Origin of the sequence: Flavonifractor hominis (assembly GCF_040095835.1) — a bacterium.
In the GTDB taxonomy this organism is placed as follows: domain Bacteria; phylum Bacillota; class Clostridia; order Oscillospirales; family Oscillospiraceae; genus Flavonifractor; species Flavonifractor hominis.
On sequence record NZ_JBBMFT010000001.1, the window covers coordinates 69,386 to 85,561 of the forward strand.

Sequence of the window (16,176 nt, forward strand, 5' to 3'; positions counted from 1 at the left end):
TGACCTGTGCGCTGCTGCTGGATGATCTGAGAAAACGGGGGGAGAACTGAATGGCATCACAGAGATCCGATGTGACCCTTGCGCTGAGCGTGCAGGACAATTTGTCGGCCAGTATTCGGGCTATGCAGAGCAGCCTCACCCCGTTCCGCAACGATATCGACGCTTTGCAGCGGGATCTGGATGTGCTCTCCAATACCCGCTATAAGCTGAAAATGGACCTGACCCAGGCCCAGAATGAGCTGAAAGCGGCACAGCGGGCCTTTGATCAGCTGGGACAGGCGGCGGACGAGGCGGAGCGCGCCGCCGCCGGTGAACGGCTCCAGCAGGCCCAGAACAACTATGAGCACCTGCGCCAGCAGCTGGACCTGGTGAGCCGTCAGGCCCGCCAGACCCAGCGGGACATGGAGCGGCTGGGCGATGTCGCCCGGAGGAACGACAACCGGGCCGGCTCTTCCGGGAGTTCCGGCGGCTCTGGCGGCTCCGGCGGCGGTTCCGGAGACAACGCCTCCTTACTGGCTACACTGGGCAAGGCCGGACTGCTGGACATGGCAGGGGACGCGGCCCAGGAGATCGCGGGCACACTGGTCACCTCCGCGTTCGGCAGCACGGCGGGAAGCGTCTTTTCTTCCGGATTGTCCGGGGCCTTATCTGGGGCGGCAATCGGCAGCATTATTCCCGGCATTGGAACAGCCGTCGGCGCGGCGGTGGGCGGGGCTCTGGGCCTGCTGCAGGGCGGGACCCAGGCCTTTGAAGGACGGGACGACGCGTTCAAGGAGTATTATGCCGGGCTTTATGAGCAGGGAAAGACTGCCGCTCAGGAGAGCCTGGAGAGCGGCTCGGCCACCGCGGCGCAGCGGGAACTGGACGCCATCGCCTTTGAGCAGCTGCTGGGCGCGGATGCCAGTGGGCGCTACCTCGCGGATCTGCGGACGCTGGCGGCACGGACTCCGCTGGAATACTCCGACCTGACCGGCATGAGCCGGGCGCTGGCCACCGGGTTCGGCGACAGCCCGGAGCGCATGCTGGAGCTGATGCAGGCCATTGGCGACGCCGGCAGCGCTGTGGGGGTCACCGCCGCGGACATGGAGGAGATGGCCCGGGCCATGAGCCGGATGAATTCCTCCGGCAAGGCCACGCTGGAGTACCTGAACATTTTCCAGGACCGGGGCGTGGACGCCATCGGTATGCTCAGCGAGGCCATGGGCAAGACCCAGGGGGAGATCTATGACATGATCTCCAAGGGCGAGATCGGCGGCCAGTACGCCGCCGACATCCTCCAGGCGGGTATGCAGGAGCGGTACAGCGGCGCCATGGAGCGCATGGCAACGACCTTTGACGGGCTGACGTCCACCCTGGAGGACACCATGGCAGAGCTGGACAACGCCATGGGCGAGGGCTACAACGAGACCCGGTCGGAGGGGCTGCAGGCCGAGATCGACACCTATTCCGGCGTGCTGGGGACGGCGGTGGAGAACCTCAACCGTATCGCCGGTGAGAACCAGGCCTATCTGGAAAATCTGGGGGAGCAGTATCTGCGTGAGGCGCTCGGCGCCGTGCTGCTGGGGCAGGACACCACGCTTTACGCTCCGGAGCAGCAGGAGGAGCTGGCCCGGAAGCGGACCGAGTATCTGGCCGCGTCCGCCGAGTACCAGCAGACCGGCGACCGGGAGGCCGCCGCCGTCATGGAGCGGGTATACCAGGAGACGCAGGCGCTGGCCACCGCCTCCTATGAGAGCAGCGACATCTATCAGGATATCCAGGGACAGGAGCTGGACACCCTGAAGAGCATCCGCGAGGATGTAAAGGGGCTGCCCGCATACCTCAACTCCTATAACATGCAGCGGGAGCAGGATAAGGGATTGCTGGCTACGGGGAGCGGCAGTTCGTCATCCACGGGATCCACTTCGGTCCCGCTGGGGGAACGGTTCAGCGAGGGCAGCATTTTGGGCAATTTGTTTGCCTCTCACGCCTACGGGCTGGAGCGGGTGCCCTATAACGGCTATGCCGCCCTGCTCCATGAGGGGGAGCGGGTGCTCACCGCCAGCCAGGCGCGGGAAAAGGAGCGAAGCAATCCGGCCCCGGTAGCCATTACGGGCAATACCTTTGTCATCCGGCAGGAGAGCGATGTGGAATCTGTGGCTGAGACGCTCTACCGGAAGATCCGTCTGGCCGAAGAGGGAGGGATCCGCTAGTGCAGCGCTACATCACGTTCCTGGACGAGAGCGCCGGAGTGGAGTTGACGCTCCCTGTGACGCCGGCCGGGTACGAATGGCCCCATGAGGCCGTCATCCAGCAGGTGACGGTGGATCAGATGGGAGATTTAAACTTTTTCGGTGGGCGCAGGATGGGCTCTACCACACTGCGGGACTGCATCCTGCCTGCACAGGCCTACCCCTTTCTATCGCCTGGCGCGGGGACCGACCCATGGGTCTATCTGGAACAGCTGGAGCGGTGGATCGACGGGGGAACGGTGGTGCGGTGGCTGGTCTCCGGCACGCCGGTCAATACGGCGGTCCTCCTGGAGGGGGTCTCCTACCGGGAGCAGGACGGCACCAACGACCTGTATGCGGACATTACGCTGCGGCAGTATCAGGCCCCGGAGACACCGGTGCTGCCTGTCCAGATGCAGGCCGATGCTCAGCCCGTGCGGGACAGCGCTACGGGAACATCCACGGAAAAACGCCACACGGTTTCCGCCGGAGAGACCCTGTGGGGGATCAGCCGGGCATTCTACGGCGATGGCGCGCTGGCCTGGCGCCTGGCAGCGGCCAACGGGATCGCCAACGCCAATCTCATCCGGGTCGGCCAGGTGATTACCATACCGCCTCTGGATCAGCTGCCTGCTGAGCCGGAGCATCCGGCCAGCGCCCGGATCTCGGACGCCACCACGGCGCGCTATGACGCCGACGCCAGGCGTTGGGCCATGCAGCTGAAGAAAGAGGAGGCATATTATGAGTGATTACCAGCTGGTGCTCACCGGCATCACGGGAGAGCAGCGGGATGTGACCAGACGGGTGGAGAGCCTGAGCTGGTCGGGCAGCATCCAGCAGGTCTCCCGTCAGCTGGAGGTCACGCTGGTAACGCCCAGGGACGGCAGCCTCCCGGTCCCGCCCTGTGAGGTGGGCAGCGAGCTGCGCCTCTGGGCGGGGGGACAGAACCGGTTTCTGGGCCATGTGGTGACCCGTCAGCGGGATACGGACTCCGACGTCACCACCCTCACGGGCCTGGACCGGGGACGGTTTTTGGCCAATAACGAAGGCTGGTATCAGTTCGCGGGGGATACGCCGGAGGCGGCGGTACGCGCCTTGTGCGCCGACTTTTCCATCCCGGTGGGCCAGCTGGCCGGAACCGGTGTGGCGGTGAGACGGAAATTCCCCGGGGTGACGCTGAGCAAGATCGTGGATACCCTCTATACCCTGGCGGGGGAACAGAATGGACGGCGCTATCTGGCCCGGTTCAACGGACTGGGAGCGCTGGAGGTGCTGGAAAAGCCCACCGCCGCGGCGCTGGAGATCGCTCCGCAAAAGAACCTGCAGACGCTGCGGGTCACAGAGGATATCTCGGAGCTGAGCAATACAGTGGCTATCTATACCAGCACCGGGCGTCTGGTGCGCACGGTGTCCGACGCGGAGAGCACAGCGCTGTATGGTCAATTCCAGCATGTCCTCACCCAGCGGGACGGTGAGGACGCGCTGGGTGAGGCCAACGCATGGCTGGAGGACCATGGGCTGGATCAGACCATGACGGTAGAATGTCTGGGAGACCCGGAGCTCATCGCGGGCAACGCGGTCATCTTACGGGCCAACCGTACCGGAGCGGCGGGATTGTGCTGGATCGACAGCGATATACATACCTGGAAAAACGGACAGTATTTCTGCCGGCTGAGCCTCAATTTCCGCAACCTGATGCACGAGACCACAGCGGGAAGTGAAACATAAAAAATGCCGCCCTTACTCAGGGCGGCATGGGGATGATCAGGAGACGCCAAGACGGGTCTTGAGCGCGTCCTGAAGGACCTGGGAGAAGTTGAGACCGGCCTGTTCGGCCAGCTCATTCAGATAACTGGGGATGGTGACGTTTTTTCGGATGGTGCGCATGTCGTGGGCCCGCCGGTAGGCGGTAAAATCCACGTCCACCAGAGTGACGATCTGGTCGGGGCGATGGGGGATTTCTCCCACAAACCCGTTGGGGATGGCGTGTCCCAGATCTTCCTGAGCGATGCCCCAGATGCCAATGGCATCCCGGGCCATTTCCACACATTCCGGCAGTGTGTCGCCCTGCGTGTCGATCTCCAGACCGACCACATGGACCGTATACCCGCCCTCCTCGGCGGGCGTGATAAGAATCGGGTACAGATCTTTCATGGAAAGGCCTCCTTTTCAGGGTGGACAAGCACGGGCTTATTTCAGCCCGTGCTTGCGGATGATCGCTTTTGCAAGCATCTCTTTGATCTCGTTGTGACGGGGGATTACTTCTATTTCACCATCTTTGATGTACACATCATGGTTCCCGCCGTTTCGGAAAAGCTGCCAACCATTCCGTTCCAACAACTTGATCAAGTCCCGGCGTTTCATCTGTTTCCCTCCCTGTCTGTTTATATTATACGCATTTAATGCGCATTTGTCAAGGGGGTATTGCAAAGTTTATGAGCAACGTATATGCCGATCTGGCCGCGATGATGGGCGGCGGACAGCGGGGACCGGCCGCTCTTGGCGGCTGGCTGCACGGGACAGTGGAGGCGGCCGGGCAGGGAGAGCTGCTGGTTACCTGCGACGGTCTCCGGCTGGGGCCGGAGGACATCGCGGTGTGCGCTCCTTACGACTACGCCTGGGAGAGCGATACCGGGGAGATGCAGCTGCTCCGGCCGGGGGATCGGGTGATCGTGCTGGTGACGGCGGACCGGCAGGATTACCTGCTCTGGGGGAAGGCGGTCATCTGATGGCGCGGCAGCTGTTTCCTATGTTTGAAGCCGGAACGGCGCTGTCAGGTCCGGGGGCGCTGCCGCTGCTGCGGGACGTGGCCATGGACTATGAGCGGGGCGTGCCCCTCTGGTCCGGAGGACAGCCGGTGCTGGTCACTGGGGCAGAGGCCGTCAAAAGCTGGGCCTGGCGGGCGCTCCAGACTGCCCGGTACCGGTTCAGCTGCCTGTCCTGGGATTATGGCTGTGAGCTGGAATCCCTGGCCGGTCAGCCCTATGGCAGCGAGACCAGACGCAGCGAGGCGGTGCGATATGTACGCCAGGCGCTGGAGGTTTGCCCCTACATCCGGTCTGTTTCCGCCAGTGTGGATGGACTGGAGGGGGCCGTGCTGCACATCCACGCGCAGATCACCACGGTTTATGGGGAGGCGATCATCGATGTTTGAGGACCGGACGCCAGAGGCTCTGCGCGCTGAGATGCTGGAGGCGATCCAGCAGAGCCAGGGGGTAACCGCCATGGCAGGCGGCTTTGCCGACGGGATCATTGCCCCCAATGCCGAGCAGATCAGCCAGGCCTATCAGGCTCTGCGGGCAGTGCCGAGCATGCTGTTCGTGGACGCGGCCAGCGGGGGCTATATCGATCTGGTTGGGCGGCAGTATTACAACATCACCCGCCGCCCCGGGACCAGGGCGGCCTGCAGCGTGCAGCTTACCGGATCGGCTGGATTGGATATCCCATCGGGAACGGCCTTTCTCACAGCCGGAGGGCTTGCCTTTACCCTGACGGAGGGGGTGACCCTGGACGAGAGCGGAGCCGGGACGGGACGGCTGGAGGCGGCCGACATCGGGAGCGCCTACAATGTGGAGGCCGGAGCCATTACCCGTATGTACGTCAACCTGCCCGGCCTGACAGCCTATCACAATGAAGAGGCGGCCGGAGGTACCGACGAGGAGTCGGACGCGGCCCTGCTGGCGCGCATCCAGGAGCGGGTACGCCAGCCGCCCACCAGTGCCAACGGCTATCAGTACCGGCAGTGGGCCATGGCTGTGGCGGGCGTGGGCGGCGCAAAGGTGGTGGAGCTGGCCGAAGGACCGGGAACGGTTGGCCTGACCGTGGTGGACAGCAACCACAGGGCCGCCTCGGAAGAGATCCGGACGGCGGTGGAGCAATATCTGGAGACTGTGCGCCCGGTGGGCTGTACACCAACTGTGGCCGTGCCACGGGAGGTGCCTGTCACGGTGAGCGCGTCCGTGATACTGACCGGCGACGGGGAACTGGAGCACGTCCAGAGCGCCTTCCAGGCGGCGCTGTCGGAGTACCTGGTCAGCCTGATCGACGGTAAGTACGGCCGGGTCTATTATCAGCCGGAGGAGGACACGGCTTACACGCTGCTCTATAATCGGGTACTGGCGCTGCTGCTCAATCAGGAGGGCGTGGAGAATGCCGAGAACCTGAGCGTCAACTCCGGGGTGGAGAATCTGACCTTGCAGCCGGGAGAGATCCCGGTACTGGGGGAGGTGGAACTGCGTGAATGAAATGATCCAGAAGCTGCCCCGCTATTACCGCGACAGCCCTCAGGTGACTGAACTGGAACGGGTATTGGACATCCAGGCCCAAGGGCTGCGTTCAGCCGTGACGGATACGCTGGCGCAGCTGTTTGTAGACAGCGCCACCTGGGGCCTGGATCTGTGGGAGCAGTGGACAGGCCTGCCCACCGACCACAGCCGCCCCTACGCCTACCGCCGCAGCCGCGTTACCTCCAAGCTGAGGGGGCAGGGCTCCACCACACTGGCGATGATCCGCGATGTGGCAGAGAGCTTTGCCAATGGCGAGGTGGAGATCGAGGAGCGGACAGCGGAGTACACCATCGTGATCCGCTTTGTCTCCGAGCTGGGGGTGCCGCCAAATATCTCCGACTTGATGGACGCCGTCAATGAGATCAAACCTGCGCATCTGGCCGTGCGCTATGAATACCGGTTCCGTACCTGGGGGCAGGTAGCGGGCCTGACTTGGGGACAGGTCGGGCAGTACACCTGGGGTGAGATACGAGAGGAGGAGCTGAGTGGAACAGACCGAACACTATAATCTGAGCCTGCCGGGGACGAGCGACGCGGCCAACATTGAGGTGCTCAACGCCAATACCACGGCTGTGGACGCGGCCCTGCACAGCTTGGAAACGGGAAAGCAGGGCGTCGTATCAGACGCCGAGGTCAAGGAGACACCTGTGGACAACGACGGGATCCTCATCACCGACAGCGCGGCCGGAAACACCGTCAAACGGGCCCTGTGGTCTGGGGTCAAAACGGCGCTGGGGAAGGTGTTTGCACCGCTCAGCCACAAACACAGCGCCTCGGATGTGACCAGTGGCGTCCTTTCGGTGGCCCGGGGTGGGACGGGTAAAAGCAGCTGGAGCTTGTACCGGCTGGTATATGCCAACACCACCACGTCCCTGGCTCAGGTGCTGTCACCCACCAAGGCGGGGTCCTTCTTGCGGGCCAACACCACAAATGCACCGTTTTGGAGCAGTCCGGACGAGGCCAGAGAGGCTATGGGCGCGCCGAAGATCGTGACAGGGAGCTACATGGGAGACGGCTCCTATGGAGAGGGTAACCCCACCAGTTTGACCTTTCCGTCAGCACCTAAATTATTGATCGTGCGTCAATCTGGTGCAGAATCAGAAGGATGGTCTTTATACCTTGAGGTAATAGCCGGGATGGAAAAGAAGATCAATATTGCCTCTGGAAACAACTCAGCGGGCTATGATTCTACCCTAACAAAAAATGGGGCAACCGTTGAGTGGTACAACATTATCGATTCCACACGACAGCTAAATGCGACCGGGCGAAAATATGTATACGTGGCGTTTTTGTGAGGAGGCGAAATATGACCATCATCCAGATTGAACCCAGAGCGGACGGCGGGCACGGCCTCCAGAGCCAGAGCGGTCGTGAGTCCTGCTGGCTTGACGGCTGGGTTGCGGTTCCTCCGGAGCTCGAAAAGGGCGTGTGGGCCTGCAAAGGCTACTGCACGTTGGACATCCAGGATGGCGTCCTGGCCGGGATCACACCGGGAGAAGTTCCGGAGCCGGAGCCGCCGGAGGAGCCGGACCCGGGCCAAGACCAAGAGCTGGCCGCGCTGCGGGCCGACGTGGACGCGCTGACGGCGGCCATTGAGAGGGGGCTTGGCCTGTGATCGCCTTTGCCGACTGGCTGATTACCGCCGACAGCAACATCATTGCCCGGCAGCACGACAACAACAGCCGGGTGTTGGTCATCACGGGGGAGCTGCCCGAGGGATGGACGTGGGACCTGCTGGTGCAGGTTGGCAGAAACCTCAATATCATATCCCTGGAGCCGATGGAAGGCGGCGTGGGGGTACTGCTCACCGACGACATGCTGGCGGTATCCGGCCTCTACGCCATGCAGCTGCGGGGCACGCAGGGCGATATGGTGCGCCACACCAACCTTGTGCAGGTGTTCATCCCAGCCTCTCTGTCCGGGGACACACAGTGGCCGGAGGTGCCCAGCGAGTTTTCTCAAGCTGAGGCGTGCATCCGGACCCTCAACGCCCACCCGCCCATCCCCGGGGATAACGGGTACTGGCAGGTGTGGGACCTGGAGACAGATTCTTATGTGGAGAGCCAGCTGCCCCTGCCCGACGTGTCGGTGGGGCCGGAAGGGCCGCCTGGCCCACAGGGTCCGCAAGGAGATCCCGGGCCTCAGGGCCCCCAGGGTGAACCGGGGCCGCAGGGAGAAAAGGGAGACCCCGGAGAGCAAGGCCCGCAGGGAGAGCCTGGTCCACAAGGACCGGAAGGCCCACAGGGACCAAAGGGAGAAACGGGGGAAACGGGGCCCCAGGGGCCCAAGGGCGACCAGGGAGAAACCGGCCCCCAGGGGGAGACGGGTCCACAAGGCCCGCAAGGTGAGACAGGGCCACAGGGGCCTGCTGGTCCGGAAGGCCCACAAGGTCCGCAAGGAGAACCCGGTCCGCAGGGAGAGCCAGGACCTCAAGGGGAGCCTGGAAAAGACGGAGCCGGAGTGCCCGCCATCACGGCGGAGGACGAGGGTAAGGTGCTCGCTGTAGCCGATGGCGCGGCGGTGTGGGCCGCGTTGTCCGGCGGTGGCGGAGGCCTGTCCCTGGAGGAGATCGCTACGCTGGAGTCCGACGGCAGCGCGGTGCTTTACTCAAAAACACTGGACCCATTGCAGGCTGGTATTTACATGGCGGAGGGCATCATTGGCCAAGACTCTGATGAGAACAAGGGGCAGACGGTAGGTGCCGCAGTAGGGGCAACTGGAAGTATCTATACTCCGGGACTTAAATTTCTGTTTTCTCCTTCGAGAACAGAAACGTGGGCGTATGTGTGGTCGAAGGTTTTGTTCTTTTACGACGGTAACGGCACGGCTACTCCACTGTCCTGCCTATTAGCGTCCAACACAAATACTTCGACTCCCCTTCAAAATGGAGCTGGATATTCGGTACCAATACAGGGGCCCGCATCGTCTACTGCTCCAATTACAAAGATGATCTTATATAGCCAGCAGTCCAAACTTGTGCCGTCCGGCAGCAAATGCACGCTCTACAAGGTGGTGACAAGATGAACGCGGGAGACAAGATCCCCTATTGGATCGACGGGGCGCTGGTGGAGCACACAGTGACCGAAGAAGAGGCACGCCTCTGGCAGGCCGCCCAGGAGGAGCAACCAGTTCCAACCCTGGAGGACCGGGTGTCCGACATCGAAACTGCGATTGAAAAGGGGATGAGCCTATGAAACAGAGTACTCTGGACGCCCTGGCGTCCGCAATCTATTTGGCACGACGGCAGGTGCAGAGCGCCGGCCTGACCGACGATGATGAGCGCATCCGTGCCTCTGGGCTGTACGATGCGTGGACCGCAGGTAAGTATGAGGTTGGGAATATCCGCAATGCCAACGGCCAGACCTGGGAGTGCTTCCAGGCCCACGACAACGAGGAACACCCGGATGTCACTCCGGAGAATTCCGCATGGTACACATTTTGGAGGCCTCTCCACGGTAAAACCCCTGAGACTGCCCGCCCCTGGTTAAAGCCCCAGCACGGAACAACCGACATCTATCACATCGGAGAGTGCATGATTTACACAGACGGAAAAGTGTACCAGTGCCAGCGCGACACTGATTTTAGCCCTGAGGAATACGCGGCTGATTGGGGACTGGTGGAGTAAAGGGGGCAACCGGATATGCTTAACAGCAGGGATATTGATACTCTGCGGAGCGACGTGGCGGCTAACTGCCGCGTCTGGCTGGAGCTGTGCAAGGAGGCCGGACTGGCAGTGCTGGTGACAGGCACGGTGCGGGACGAGGAATACCAGCGCTGGTGCTATGAACAGGGTACCGCCGCCACCCCCGTTCCCAGCTTTCACGGAGAGAAGGCGGGGCTGGCCTTTGATTTCTGCCAGAACATCAAGGGCAGGGAGTATTCCGACCTCGCCTTTTTCCAGAAAGCCGGGGAGCTGGGGGAGCTGGTTGGTTTCGAGTGGGGCGGACGTTGGTCCAGCTTCCCCGACCGGCCCCACCTCCAGTGGAGCGACGGAGGCAAATACACCAGCGCCATGATCCGCGCAGGGAACTACCCGCCGGATATGCCGCTGTATCAACTTCACAGCGAGGAGGACAAGATGCAGATTTATCACTGGTTCAAGGACATGCCCGACTGGGCCCGGCCCAGCGCCGAGAAGGCGTACAATAAAGGCGTCATCAAAGCCGACGCACAGACCGGCGCAGTCAACGTCTACGAAACCAATTTGCAGGCTATCGTCTGGCTAGACCGGCTGGGCCTGCTGGAATAGGAGGGAACGATGGAGCACATCACGGGAGCAAAGGCGGCTATTGCCGCTGTGATCGGATGCCTCACCGCACTGTGGGGGTGGTTTGGCTGGCTGGTGTTTGCCTGGGTGGTCTGCATGGCCATTGACTATATCACCGGCTCCTGCGCCGCGCTGAGAGCGGGGGAGTGGTCCTCAAAGCAGGCCCGGGACGGGCTGTGGCACAAGCTGGGGGCTGTGGTGGCTGTGCTGGTGGCCGTCATTCTGGACGGGGTGATCGGCATCATCCTGGCCAATATTCCGGCCCTCACGCTGCCCTTTGACTACACGGTATTTGTGAGTGTGTTGGTGCTGGTGTGGTACATTATGACCGAACTGGGCTCAATCGTCGAAAATGCCGGCGCTTTGGGTGCGCCCGTGCCCGCTTGGCTGGCAAACGCCATCGCCGCCCTGGAGGCCCGCGTGGATCAGGCCGGCGAGCAGCTGGGCCAGGGTGAGGACTCCGCCAACCGGGACGTATAAGCGCTATAAAGCTTTATATAAGACGCTATATCTTCCTCCTTACAGGAATCATAGATTTTTTTCGTGTGTATGCAGACGGCCTCGCGGATGCAGGTGTTATCCTGCACGGGACCGGGCATGACCTTCTCAGACATGAATGATACCTCCTCGTAGAGTGTGAAAAGGACGGTTCCCTTCTCGCTCCATTCTATGTACCCGTGCGCGATTTGTGCGCAGAGGAGACAATGTCTGGTCGAAAAAAGAGAGTCCGGACCATGCTATGGTCCGGACTGCTGAAAGGTGACTGTTTCAGTAAGAGACTGCTGCCGACCGGCGATGCCGCCGGTCGTGGAGAATGAGGATGACGCAGCAGAGGATCAATACCGCTGCAATAAACAACGCACAGTTTCGGAAAAAGACCTCAGGCATAACGAGGATGATCTGGTCGGTGTTGGGGTCAAAAATCCAGTTGTCCTTTCCTGGGAAAAAGAGGGCATGGAACACGACAAAGGCCCGGTCAAAGTTCACCGCGGCTAAAGCACCGATTGCGGCAGTGAGAACCAAGGTCGAGATTCCCGCCCAAAATCCCACACCTCGTCCGAGAAAACGGTAAAAACGCAGCCGCCCAGTTCGGTTCAGCCAGTAAAGTATCCCGGTGAGGCAGGCAGACGCGCCGAGTACGGCAAAGTCCGTAAGAAACAGGCCGCGCACGTCCTCAAAATGGCTCTTTCCCGACTCGGACCAAGCCAACTGGCCGGTGCCGAAGGGCTTACCAAACACACAGTAGTCCAGCACCTCGTCGTAGGCGTCCCGGATAACTTCCTCGGACCAGCCGGTCTGTTCCGACAGATGAAGGGTACGGATCTGTATGTAATAAAATGGCCGGATAAGAATCGGAGCCGCGATGGAAAGGCTGAGAATCAGACAAAACAGGGTGCCTATACAAAGCAGAGAGGCAGGTTTGGAGGGGGACATGCCGGTCACCTCATTTCAATAGAAAGGGTCAGTAAGACTTGGGAGGGGAGATAAAACAACCACATGCCGATTTGAGCAAAAGCGATGGCACCACTCAGCCCATCCGGAGGCAGAAAGGCTGCGAGGTTGTGCAGCCCGACGCAGATATCACAGCATAAAAACAGAATGAGGCCGACGGAAAAGTACAGGCCTTTGCGCCCCAGCCGGAGGCTTTCGGCGGCGTTTACTGCCAGCTGAACAAAATAAAAGAGAGCCAACAGGCTCAGCGCATTCAACGCACCCAGTTGCCAGACAGCCAGCAGTGCCGCTCCTGTAAGCAGCGCACGTACGGCCACATCCGGCCATGCCCGGCCACCCAGACGACGGCGCAGCCGGGCACGGTAGAGCAGCTGCACCACACAGAAGCAGGCTACACCCGCCAGATAGTGGGTATTGAGTACCAGCAGGAACAGATCAGCCAGCGCGGTGCAGGCCAAGGCTGCGCACATCAGTCCGCTATCCCGGTTGTGAGTGCGGACCAGAGACAGCGCAAAGCAGAGTAAAATGCCGCCATATTTCAGGGCCGTACTCATCCAGCTGCCTGGATCCAGCAGGTCAAGCAACAGGAAACACAGGTATAAGCATCCCTCTGCGCAGAGAAAAGCGGGGATCCATTTGCGTTTTTTCATCGGAATGGCCCCCTCCATTTACTGATAAAAGGGATTATACAACAGCGTGCCGCCCATTGCAAGCAGGGCGGCACACTGTGAGACAGCTTCATTTTCGAAATCGTTCCAGCAGAGCCTGTTCCAATCGGTCTCCATATTTTAAGCCCAACAAAAAAATAAGAATGCCTGCCGCACCCAGCGGGATCATTGCCCATACGGGAATGGAGATGGTGGCACCCCCCAGGCAGCAGGCTACCAGCAATCCCCATGGACGTGTCAGAAGCACGATAAGGAAAAAACGGCGGGCCGGAATATCGGTGAGACCGGCCAAAATACAGATCAGATCATCCGGGAAAAAGGGGAAAAGAAAGACCAGAATGAGAAAGATGTCCCGTTTGCGACGGATCACATCCAGATACCGCTGGGTAACCGTTTGGCTGACCAGACGCTCGGCAAAGCTCTGTCCCAGGATGCGGGCCAGAAAAAAGACCAGCATGGATCCGGATACTACGGCGATCCAGGTCAACAGGAAGGCGGGCCAGGTACCAAAGAGCACTGCACCGGCCAACGCCGTGACATTGCTTGGAATGGGAGCGATGAGAACGGAGAGCAGCTGTACCATCAGATAGAACAGGTGGGAGAAGGGAGAAAAACGCTGGATATAGTCGCGCATGGCGTCCAATGAACCGATGCAGGTAAAAAAGCCTGTATTCCACAGCAAAAGGACTCCGCCGGCGAGCAGCAGCAAGGTGAGCAGCGCGGCCAGCCACTTGCGTTGTTTCATATCTCTCTACTCCTTATCGTCCGGGATGGATATAGGCTACCACAACTTGGGCCGTTCTGCCAGAGCAAACCCATTTAGAATTGCTTATAAAAAACAAAAAATCCACACCCAAAGGTGTGGTTTCTGCCGGAACGATTCTTACCGCTCACTGTAGATGACCTGCTCGTTGTCGCCGAAGATCAGCTCGTCTACATCATTGGTGCTGATGCTCTCATACAGAATCATGAAGCATACGCCTCCTTTCCTTTGTTCTGCGTTTAGTATAGCGTTTCTTTTTGTAAAATACAAGCAGTCAATTGTAAAGTTTACATAAAATTAACAAAAGAGAATTGTATAGGATTACAATAGATGCGGAATGGGATTTCGAATTGCGGGAATGAAATTCCTATGATACAATGGCCTTAGAGATCGAATATAGAAAGGGGTTCGTTCCAATGAGCTTTGTTCTGCCTGAATATCATGCTCCTGATTTTGGGGAGGCCCGGTTTGTCAATGCGCCCGACGTGGTGTTTGCACCTGCACCCAAGGACGGTGTGGCACCGGAAGGGTATCATGCCACCAGTATTTATCCGGAATACTTTAAAGTGAACGGTCAGTGGCTCCTGGCGGAAGAGAGCCGAATGGACTGTGTGGCAGTGCTGCGGAATGGAAAGATCGCGGTGGTTGAATTCCGCAATTTGAAAGCAGGAGAACCGGTGGTGGTAGGGCGTACAGAGGATGCCAGCCAGGGTATCTACATTTATGCCAACGGATTCCAGGCGGAAAGCAGCGAACAGGAAACCTTTGCATTCCGGCAGGGACGTTCCCGAGAGACGGCCTATTCCATGGATTACGATTCGATTTACGAGCTGCTGCGCTATGAAAAGGATCACGGAAAGATCCTGTGGGTCATGGGACCGGCCTGCGCCTTTGACCACGATTCCCGGGCAGCCTTCGCCGCACTGGTACGGGGCGGATATGTCCATGGACTGCTGGCAGGCAACGCCCTGGCGACCCATGATCTGGAGGCCAGCTATCTGCGCACGGCTTTGGGCCAGGATATTTACACTCAGAAGAGCATGCCAAATGGCCACTATAACCACATCGATACTCTGAACGCAGTGCGCAATTACGGATCTACGGCTGCCTTTATCCAGGCGGGCAAGGCTACCGACGGTATCATTTATGAGTGCGTTACCCATAATATTCCCTATGTTCTGGTGGGCTCTGTCCGCGACGACGGACCACTGCCCGAGGTGTACGGCAACGTGTATGAGGGGCAGGATGCTATGCGGGCACTGGTACGGGAGGCTACCACCATCATCTGTATGGCCTCCACCCTGCATACGGTGGCCACGGGCAACATGACCCCATCCTATCGGGTGGTGGACGGTGTCGTTCGGCCGGTCTACTTCTACTCCGTGGATATTTCGGAGTTTGCGGTCAACAAGTTGCGGGACCGGGGCAGCCTGTCGGTGCGCACCATCGTCACCAACGTGCAGGACTTTGTGGTCAACGTGAAAAAAGGTGTCCTGTAATCAGATAAAAGACAAAAACCGCGGGCGGCTGCTATGGGGCAGCCGCCCGCGGTTTTACTTTTAGATCAGTGCCAGGGTTTTGAGCAGATACAGCCAGATGGTGAGGGTAAAGGCACTGAAGAATGTGGTCAGCAGGATGGTGCTGGAGGTAAGGGTGCCTTCGTGTCCCATGCTGCGGGCCATGACAAAACAGCTGACGGTGGTGGGGCTGCCCAGCATAGTCAGCACGGCTACCAGCTTGTCATCCCGCACACCCAGCGCTGCGGCTACAGGCAGGAAGAGAGCCACGAAAACCACCAGCTTGAGTACCGTGGCAGTCATAGCGGGCTTCCAGCGGCCCAAGGCCTTTTTCAAATCAAAGGAGGCACCCAGTGCCATCAGCCCCAGGGGAGTAGCGGTAGCAGAGATACTGTCTACCGTGTGCTGGAGAATGGTGGGTTGAGGGATGCGCAGCAGAGACCAGACCATGCCGACTGCGATGCCGAGGATAATGGGATTGGTAACGATGCCTTTGGCAGCCCGGCGCAGAGCCGCGCGGTCCAGCCCGCTGTGCTGTGGACCGGTAAGGGAGAGGCCGATCACAGCCACTACGTTGTACAGAGGAACGGCTCCGATGATGACCAGACTTGCCGCCCCGGCGCTTCCATAAAGGTTTTCCAGAAAAGCGGCTCCAAGAAGGGCGATGCTGCTGCGGTAGCCTGCCTGGAGGAATTCACCGCAGAGGGTGTGGTCCTTCAGTGCCCGGCTGACCGCCAGGGTGATCAAGATGGACAGCAGGGAGGCCAGAAAGCAGAACAGCACGAAGCCCCCATCCCACACGGCGAAAAAGTGGGAGTCCACCAGATCTTTAAAGAGCATCACCGGCAGGGCCACTTTGAATACATAAGCGTTTAACTTGTCGGCAAAGGCGGGTGTAAAAAAACCGGCTTTTCGAAACAACAGGCCGAGCACCATGAGTAGAAAGATCGGAACGGTGGCATTCAGGCAGTAGATCAGATTGTCCAGCATGGTATCAGTTCTCCCCGAAAACG

21 protein-coding genes are annotated in these 16,176 nt (G+C 60.0%); 15 read left to right on the forward strand and 6 right to left on the reverse strand.

Features of this window, described 5'->3' with window-relative positions; genetic code table 11:
- The first annotated feature begins 50 nt into the window (after positions 1-50).
- From WMO45_RS00350 to WMO45_RS00360, 3 genes are read left to right on the forward strand one after another with little or no spacing between them, the layout of a single operon-like run.
- A complete protein-coding gene (locus WMO45_RS00350) occupies positions 51-2,192 on the forward strand; it encodes a tape measure protein (protein WP_349138639.1) in 2,142 nt (713 codons plus the stop codon).
- The gene (locus tag WMO45_RS00355; RefSeq protein ID WP_349138640.1) at positions 2,192-2,959 is read left to right on the forward strand and encodes a LysM peptidoglycan-binding domain-containing protein; all 768 of its coding nucleotides are present in this window, start codon (positions 2,192-2,194) and stop codon (positions 2,957-2,959) included. The genes WMO45_RS00350 and WMO45_RS00355 overlap by 1 nt, the downstream gene beginning before the upstream one ends.
- Positions 2,952-3,938, forward strand: a complete 987-nt coding sequence (locus WMO45_RS00360) for an XkdQ/YqbQ family protein (protein ID WP_349138641.1) — start codon at positions 2,952-2,954, stop codon at positions 3,936-3,938. The genes WMO45_RS00355 and WMO45_RS00360 overlap by 8 nt, the downstream gene beginning before the upstream one ends.
- 36 nt (positions 3,939-3,974) lie before the next feature.
- On the opposite strand, the gene WMO45_RS00365 is transcribed toward WMO45_RS00360, so the two are convergent.
- Both WMO45_RS00365 and WMO45_RS00370 read right to left on the reverse strand, forming a co-directional pair.
- Positions 3,975-4,364, reverse strand: a complete 390-nt coding sequence (locus WMO45_RS00365) for a type II toxin-antitoxin system HicB family antitoxin (RefSeq protein ID WP_349138642.1) — start codon at positions 4,362-4,364, stop codon at positions 3,975-3,977.
- A gap of 36 nt (positions 4,365-4,400) precedes the next feature.
- Positions 4,401-4,574 (reverse strand): type II toxin-antitoxin system HicA family toxin, encoded by a 174-nt coding sequence (locus tag WMO45_RS00370; RefSeq protein ID WP_349138643.1) that lies wholly within the window; start codon positions 4,572-4,574, stop codon positions 4,401-4,403.
- Positions 4,575-4,645: 71 nt separating this feature from the next.
- Here WMO45_RS00370 and WMO45_RS00375 point away from each other — a divergent pair, with 71 nt between their 5' ends.
- The 11 genes from WMO45_RS00375 to WMO45_RS00425 are packed head-to-tail and all read left to right on the forward strand — an operon-like array spanning position 4,646 to position 11,243.
- Positions 4,646-4,939, forward strand: a complete 294-nt coding sequence (locus tag WMO45_RS00375; RefSeq protein ID WP_349138644.1) for a hypothetical protein — start codon at positions 4,646-4,648, stop codon at positions 4,937-4,939.
- Positions 4,939-5,364 carry a DUF2634 domain-containing protein gene (locus WMO45_RS00380; RefSeq protein ID WP_349138645.1) on the forward strand — a complete coding sequence of 142 codons (426 nt, stop codon included), beginning with the start codon at positions 4,939-4,941 and terminating at the stop codon, positions 5,362-5,364. The genes WMO45_RS00375 and WMO45_RS00380 overlap by 1 nt, the downstream gene beginning before the upstream one ends.
- Entirely contained in the window at positions 5,357-6,454 is a 1,098-nt protein-coding gene (locus tag WMO45_RS00385; RefSeq protein WP_349138646.1) for a baseplate J/gp47 family protein, read from the forward strand. The genes WMO45_RS00380 and WMO45_RS00385 overlap by 8 nt, the downstream gene beginning before the upstream one ends.
- Position 6,455: 1 nt before the next feature.
- The gene (locus WMO45_RS00390) at positions 6,456-7,004 is read left to right on the forward strand and encodes a putative phage tail protein (RefSeq protein ID WP_349139321.1); all 549 of its coding nucleotides are present in this window, start codon (positions 6,456-6,458) and stop codon (positions 7,002-7,004) included.
- Positions 6,982-7,791: a hypothetical protein gene (locus tag WMO45_RS00395; protein ID WP_349138647.1), complete on the forward strand. Its 810-nt coding sequence runs from the start codon at positions 6,982-6,984 to the stop codon at positions 7,789-7,791. The genes WMO45_RS00390 and WMO45_RS00395 overlap by 23 nt, the downstream gene beginning before the upstream one ends.
- 11 nt (positions 7,792-7,802) lie before the next feature.
- Positions 7,803-8,111 (forward strand): toxin-antitoxin system toxin subunit, encoded by a 309-nt coding sequence (locus WMO45_RS00400; protein WP_349138648.1) that lies wholly within the window; start codon positions 7,803-7,805, stop codon positions 8,109-8,111.
- Positions 8,108-9,520: a collagen-like domain-containing protein gene (locus WMO45_RS00405; RefSeq protein WP_349138649.1), complete on the forward strand. Its 1,413-nt coding sequence runs from the start codon at positions 8,108-8,110 to the stop codon at positions 9,518-9,520. Before WMO45_RS00400 ends, WMO45_RS00405 begins: the two co-directional genes overlap by 4 nt.
- Positions 9,517-9,690, forward strand: coding sequence for a hypothetical protein (locus WMO45_RS00410; RefSeq protein WP_349138650.1), 174 nt, complete (start codon positions 9,517-9,519; stop codon positions 9,688-9,690). Before WMO45_RS00405 ends, WMO45_RS00410 begins: the two co-directional genes overlap by 4 nt.
- The gene (locus tag WMO45_RS00415) at positions 9,687-10,121 is read left to right on the forward strand and encodes a hypothetical protein (protein ID WP_349138651.1); all 435 of its coding nucleotides are present in this window, start codon (positions 9,687-9,689) and stop codon (positions 10,119-10,121) included. Before WMO45_RS00410 ends, WMO45_RS00415 begins: the two co-directional genes overlap by 4 nt.
- A gap of 15 nt (positions 10,122-10,136) precedes the next feature.
- Entirely contained in the window at positions 10,137-10,745 is a 609-nt protein-coding gene (locus WMO45_RS00420; RefSeq protein WP_349138652.1) for a M15 family metallopeptidase, read from the forward strand.
- A 9-nt stretch (positions 10,746-10,754) separates the two neighbouring features.
- Positions 10,755-11,243: a phage holin family protein gene (locus WMO45_RS00425; protein ID WP_349138653.1), complete on the forward strand. Its 489-nt coding sequence runs from the start codon at positions 10,755-10,757 to the stop codon at positions 11,241-11,243.
- Between the two features lie 288 nt (positions 11,244-11,531).
- On the opposite strand, the gene WMO45_RS00430 is transcribed toward WMO45_RS00425, so the two are convergent.
- From WMO45_RS00430 to WMO45_RS00440, 3 genes are all read right to left on the reverse strand, one after another.
- A complete protein-coding gene (locus tag WMO45_RS00430; protein WP_349138654.1) occupies positions 11,532-12,197 on the reverse strand; it encodes a TIGR01906 family membrane protein in 666 nt (221 codons plus the stop codon).
- A gap of 5 nt (positions 12,198-12,202) precedes the next feature.
- Positions 12,203-12,865: a lysoplasmalogenase family protein gene (locus tag WMO45_RS00435; RefSeq protein ID WP_349138655.1), complete on the reverse strand. Its 663-nt coding sequence runs from the start codon at positions 12,863-12,865 to the stop codon at positions 12,203-12,205.
- Positions 12,866-12,953: 88 nt separating this feature from the next.
- Positions 12,954-13,628 carry a TVP38/TMEM64 family protein gene (locus WMO45_RS00440; protein ID WP_349138656.1) on the reverse strand — a complete coding sequence of 225 codons (675 nt, stop codon included), beginning with the start codon at positions 13,626-13,628 and terminating at the stop codon, positions 12,954-12,956.
- A gap of 434 nt (positions 13,629-14,062) precedes the next feature.
- On the opposite strand from WMO45_RS00440, the gene WMO45_RS00445 reads away from it, so the two are divergent.
- Entirely contained in the window at positions 14,063-15,145 is a 1,083-nt protein-coding gene (locus tag WMO45_RS00445) for a putative NPN-dependent ornithine cyclodeaminase (protein ID WP_349138657.1), read from the forward strand.
- A gap of 60 nt (positions 15,146-15,205) precedes the next feature.
- Here the strand turns inward: WMO45_RS00445 and WMO45_RS00450 are convergent, their stop codons facing one another.
- Complete coding sequence (locus WMO45_RS00450; RefSeq protein ID WP_349138658.1) at positions 15,206-16,153, reverse strand: AEC family transporter; 948 nt, start codon at positions 16,151-16,153, stop codon at positions 15,206-15,208.
- Positions 16,154-16,176 lie beyond the last annotated feature (23 nt).

Bases quoted from the DNA above. Each gene is read 5' to 3' on its own strand.
- WMO45_RS00435 (WP_349138655.1), bottom strand. From the start codon at position 12,865: ATGAAAAAACGCAAATGGATCCCCGCTTTTCTCTGCGCAGAGGGATGC.
- WMO45_RS00415 (WP_349138651.1), top strand. From the start codon at position 9,687: ATGAAACAGAGTACTCTGGACGCCCTGGCGTCCGCAATCTATTTGGCA.
- WMO45_RS00400 (WP_349138648.1), top strand. From the start codon at position 7,803: ATGACCATCATCCAGATTGAACCCAGAGCGGACGGCGGGCACGGCCTC.
- WMO45_RS00450 (WP_349138658.1), bottom strand. From the start codon at position 16,153: ATGCTGGACAATCTGATCTACTGCCTGAATGCCACCGTTCCGATCTTT.
- WMO45_RS00430 (WP_349138654.1), bottom strand. From the start codon at position 12,197: ATGTCCCCCTCCAAACCTGCCTCTCTGCTTTGTATAGGCACCCTGTTT.
- WMO45_RS00440 (WP_349138656.1), bottom strand. From the start codon at position 13,628: ATGAAACAACGCAAGTGGCTGGCCGCGCTGCTCACCTTGCTGCTGCTC.
- WMO45_RS00420 (WP_349138652.1), top strand. From the start codon at position 10,137: ATGCTTAACAGCAGGGATATTGATACTCTGCGGAGCGACGTGGCGGCT.
- WMO45_RS00385 (WP_349138646.1), top strand. From the start codon at position 5,357: ATGTTTGAGGACCGGACGCCAGAGGCTCTGCGCGCTGAGATGCTGGAG.
- WMO45_RS00350 (WP_349138639.1), top strand. From the start codon at position 51: ATGGCATCACAGAGATCCGATGTGACCCTTGCGCTGAGCGTGCAGGAC.
- WMO45_RS00410 (WP_349138650.1), top strand. From the start codon at position 9,517: ATGAACGCGGGAGACAAGATCCCCTATTGGATCGACGGGGCGCTGGTG.
- WMO45_RS00370 (WP_349138643.1), bottom strand. From the start codon at position 4,574: ATGAAACGCCGGGACTTGATCAAGTTGTTGGAACGGAATGGTTGGCAG.
- WMO45_RS00425 (WP_349138653.1), top strand. From the start codon at position 10,755: ATGGAGCACATCACGGGAGCAAAGGCGGCTATTGCCGCTGTGATCGGA.
- WMO45_RS00375 (WP_349138644.1), top strand. From the start codon at position 4,646: ATGAGCAACGTATATGCCGATCTGGCCGCGATGATGGGCGGCGGACAG.
- WMO45_RS00360 (WP_349138641.1), top strand. From the start codon at position 2,952: ATGAGTGATTACCAGCTGGTGCTCACCGGCATCACGGGAGAGCAGCGG.
- WMO45_RS00380 (WP_349138645.1), top strand. From the start codon at position 4,939: ATGGCGCGGCAGCTGTTTCCTATGTTTGAAGCCGGAACGGCGCTGTCA.
- WMO45_RS00445 (WP_349138657.1), top strand. From the start codon at position 14,063: ATGAGCTTTGTTCTGCCTGAATATCATGCTCCTGATTTTGGGGAGGCC.
- WMO45_RS00365 (WP_349138642.1), bottom strand. From the start codon at position 4,364: ATGAAAGATCTGTACCCGATTCTTATCACGCCCGCCGAGGAGGGCGGG.
- WMO45_RS00390 (WP_349139321.1), top strand. From the start codon at position 6,456: ATGATCCAGAAGCTGCCCCGCTATTACCGCGACAGCCCTCAGGTGACT.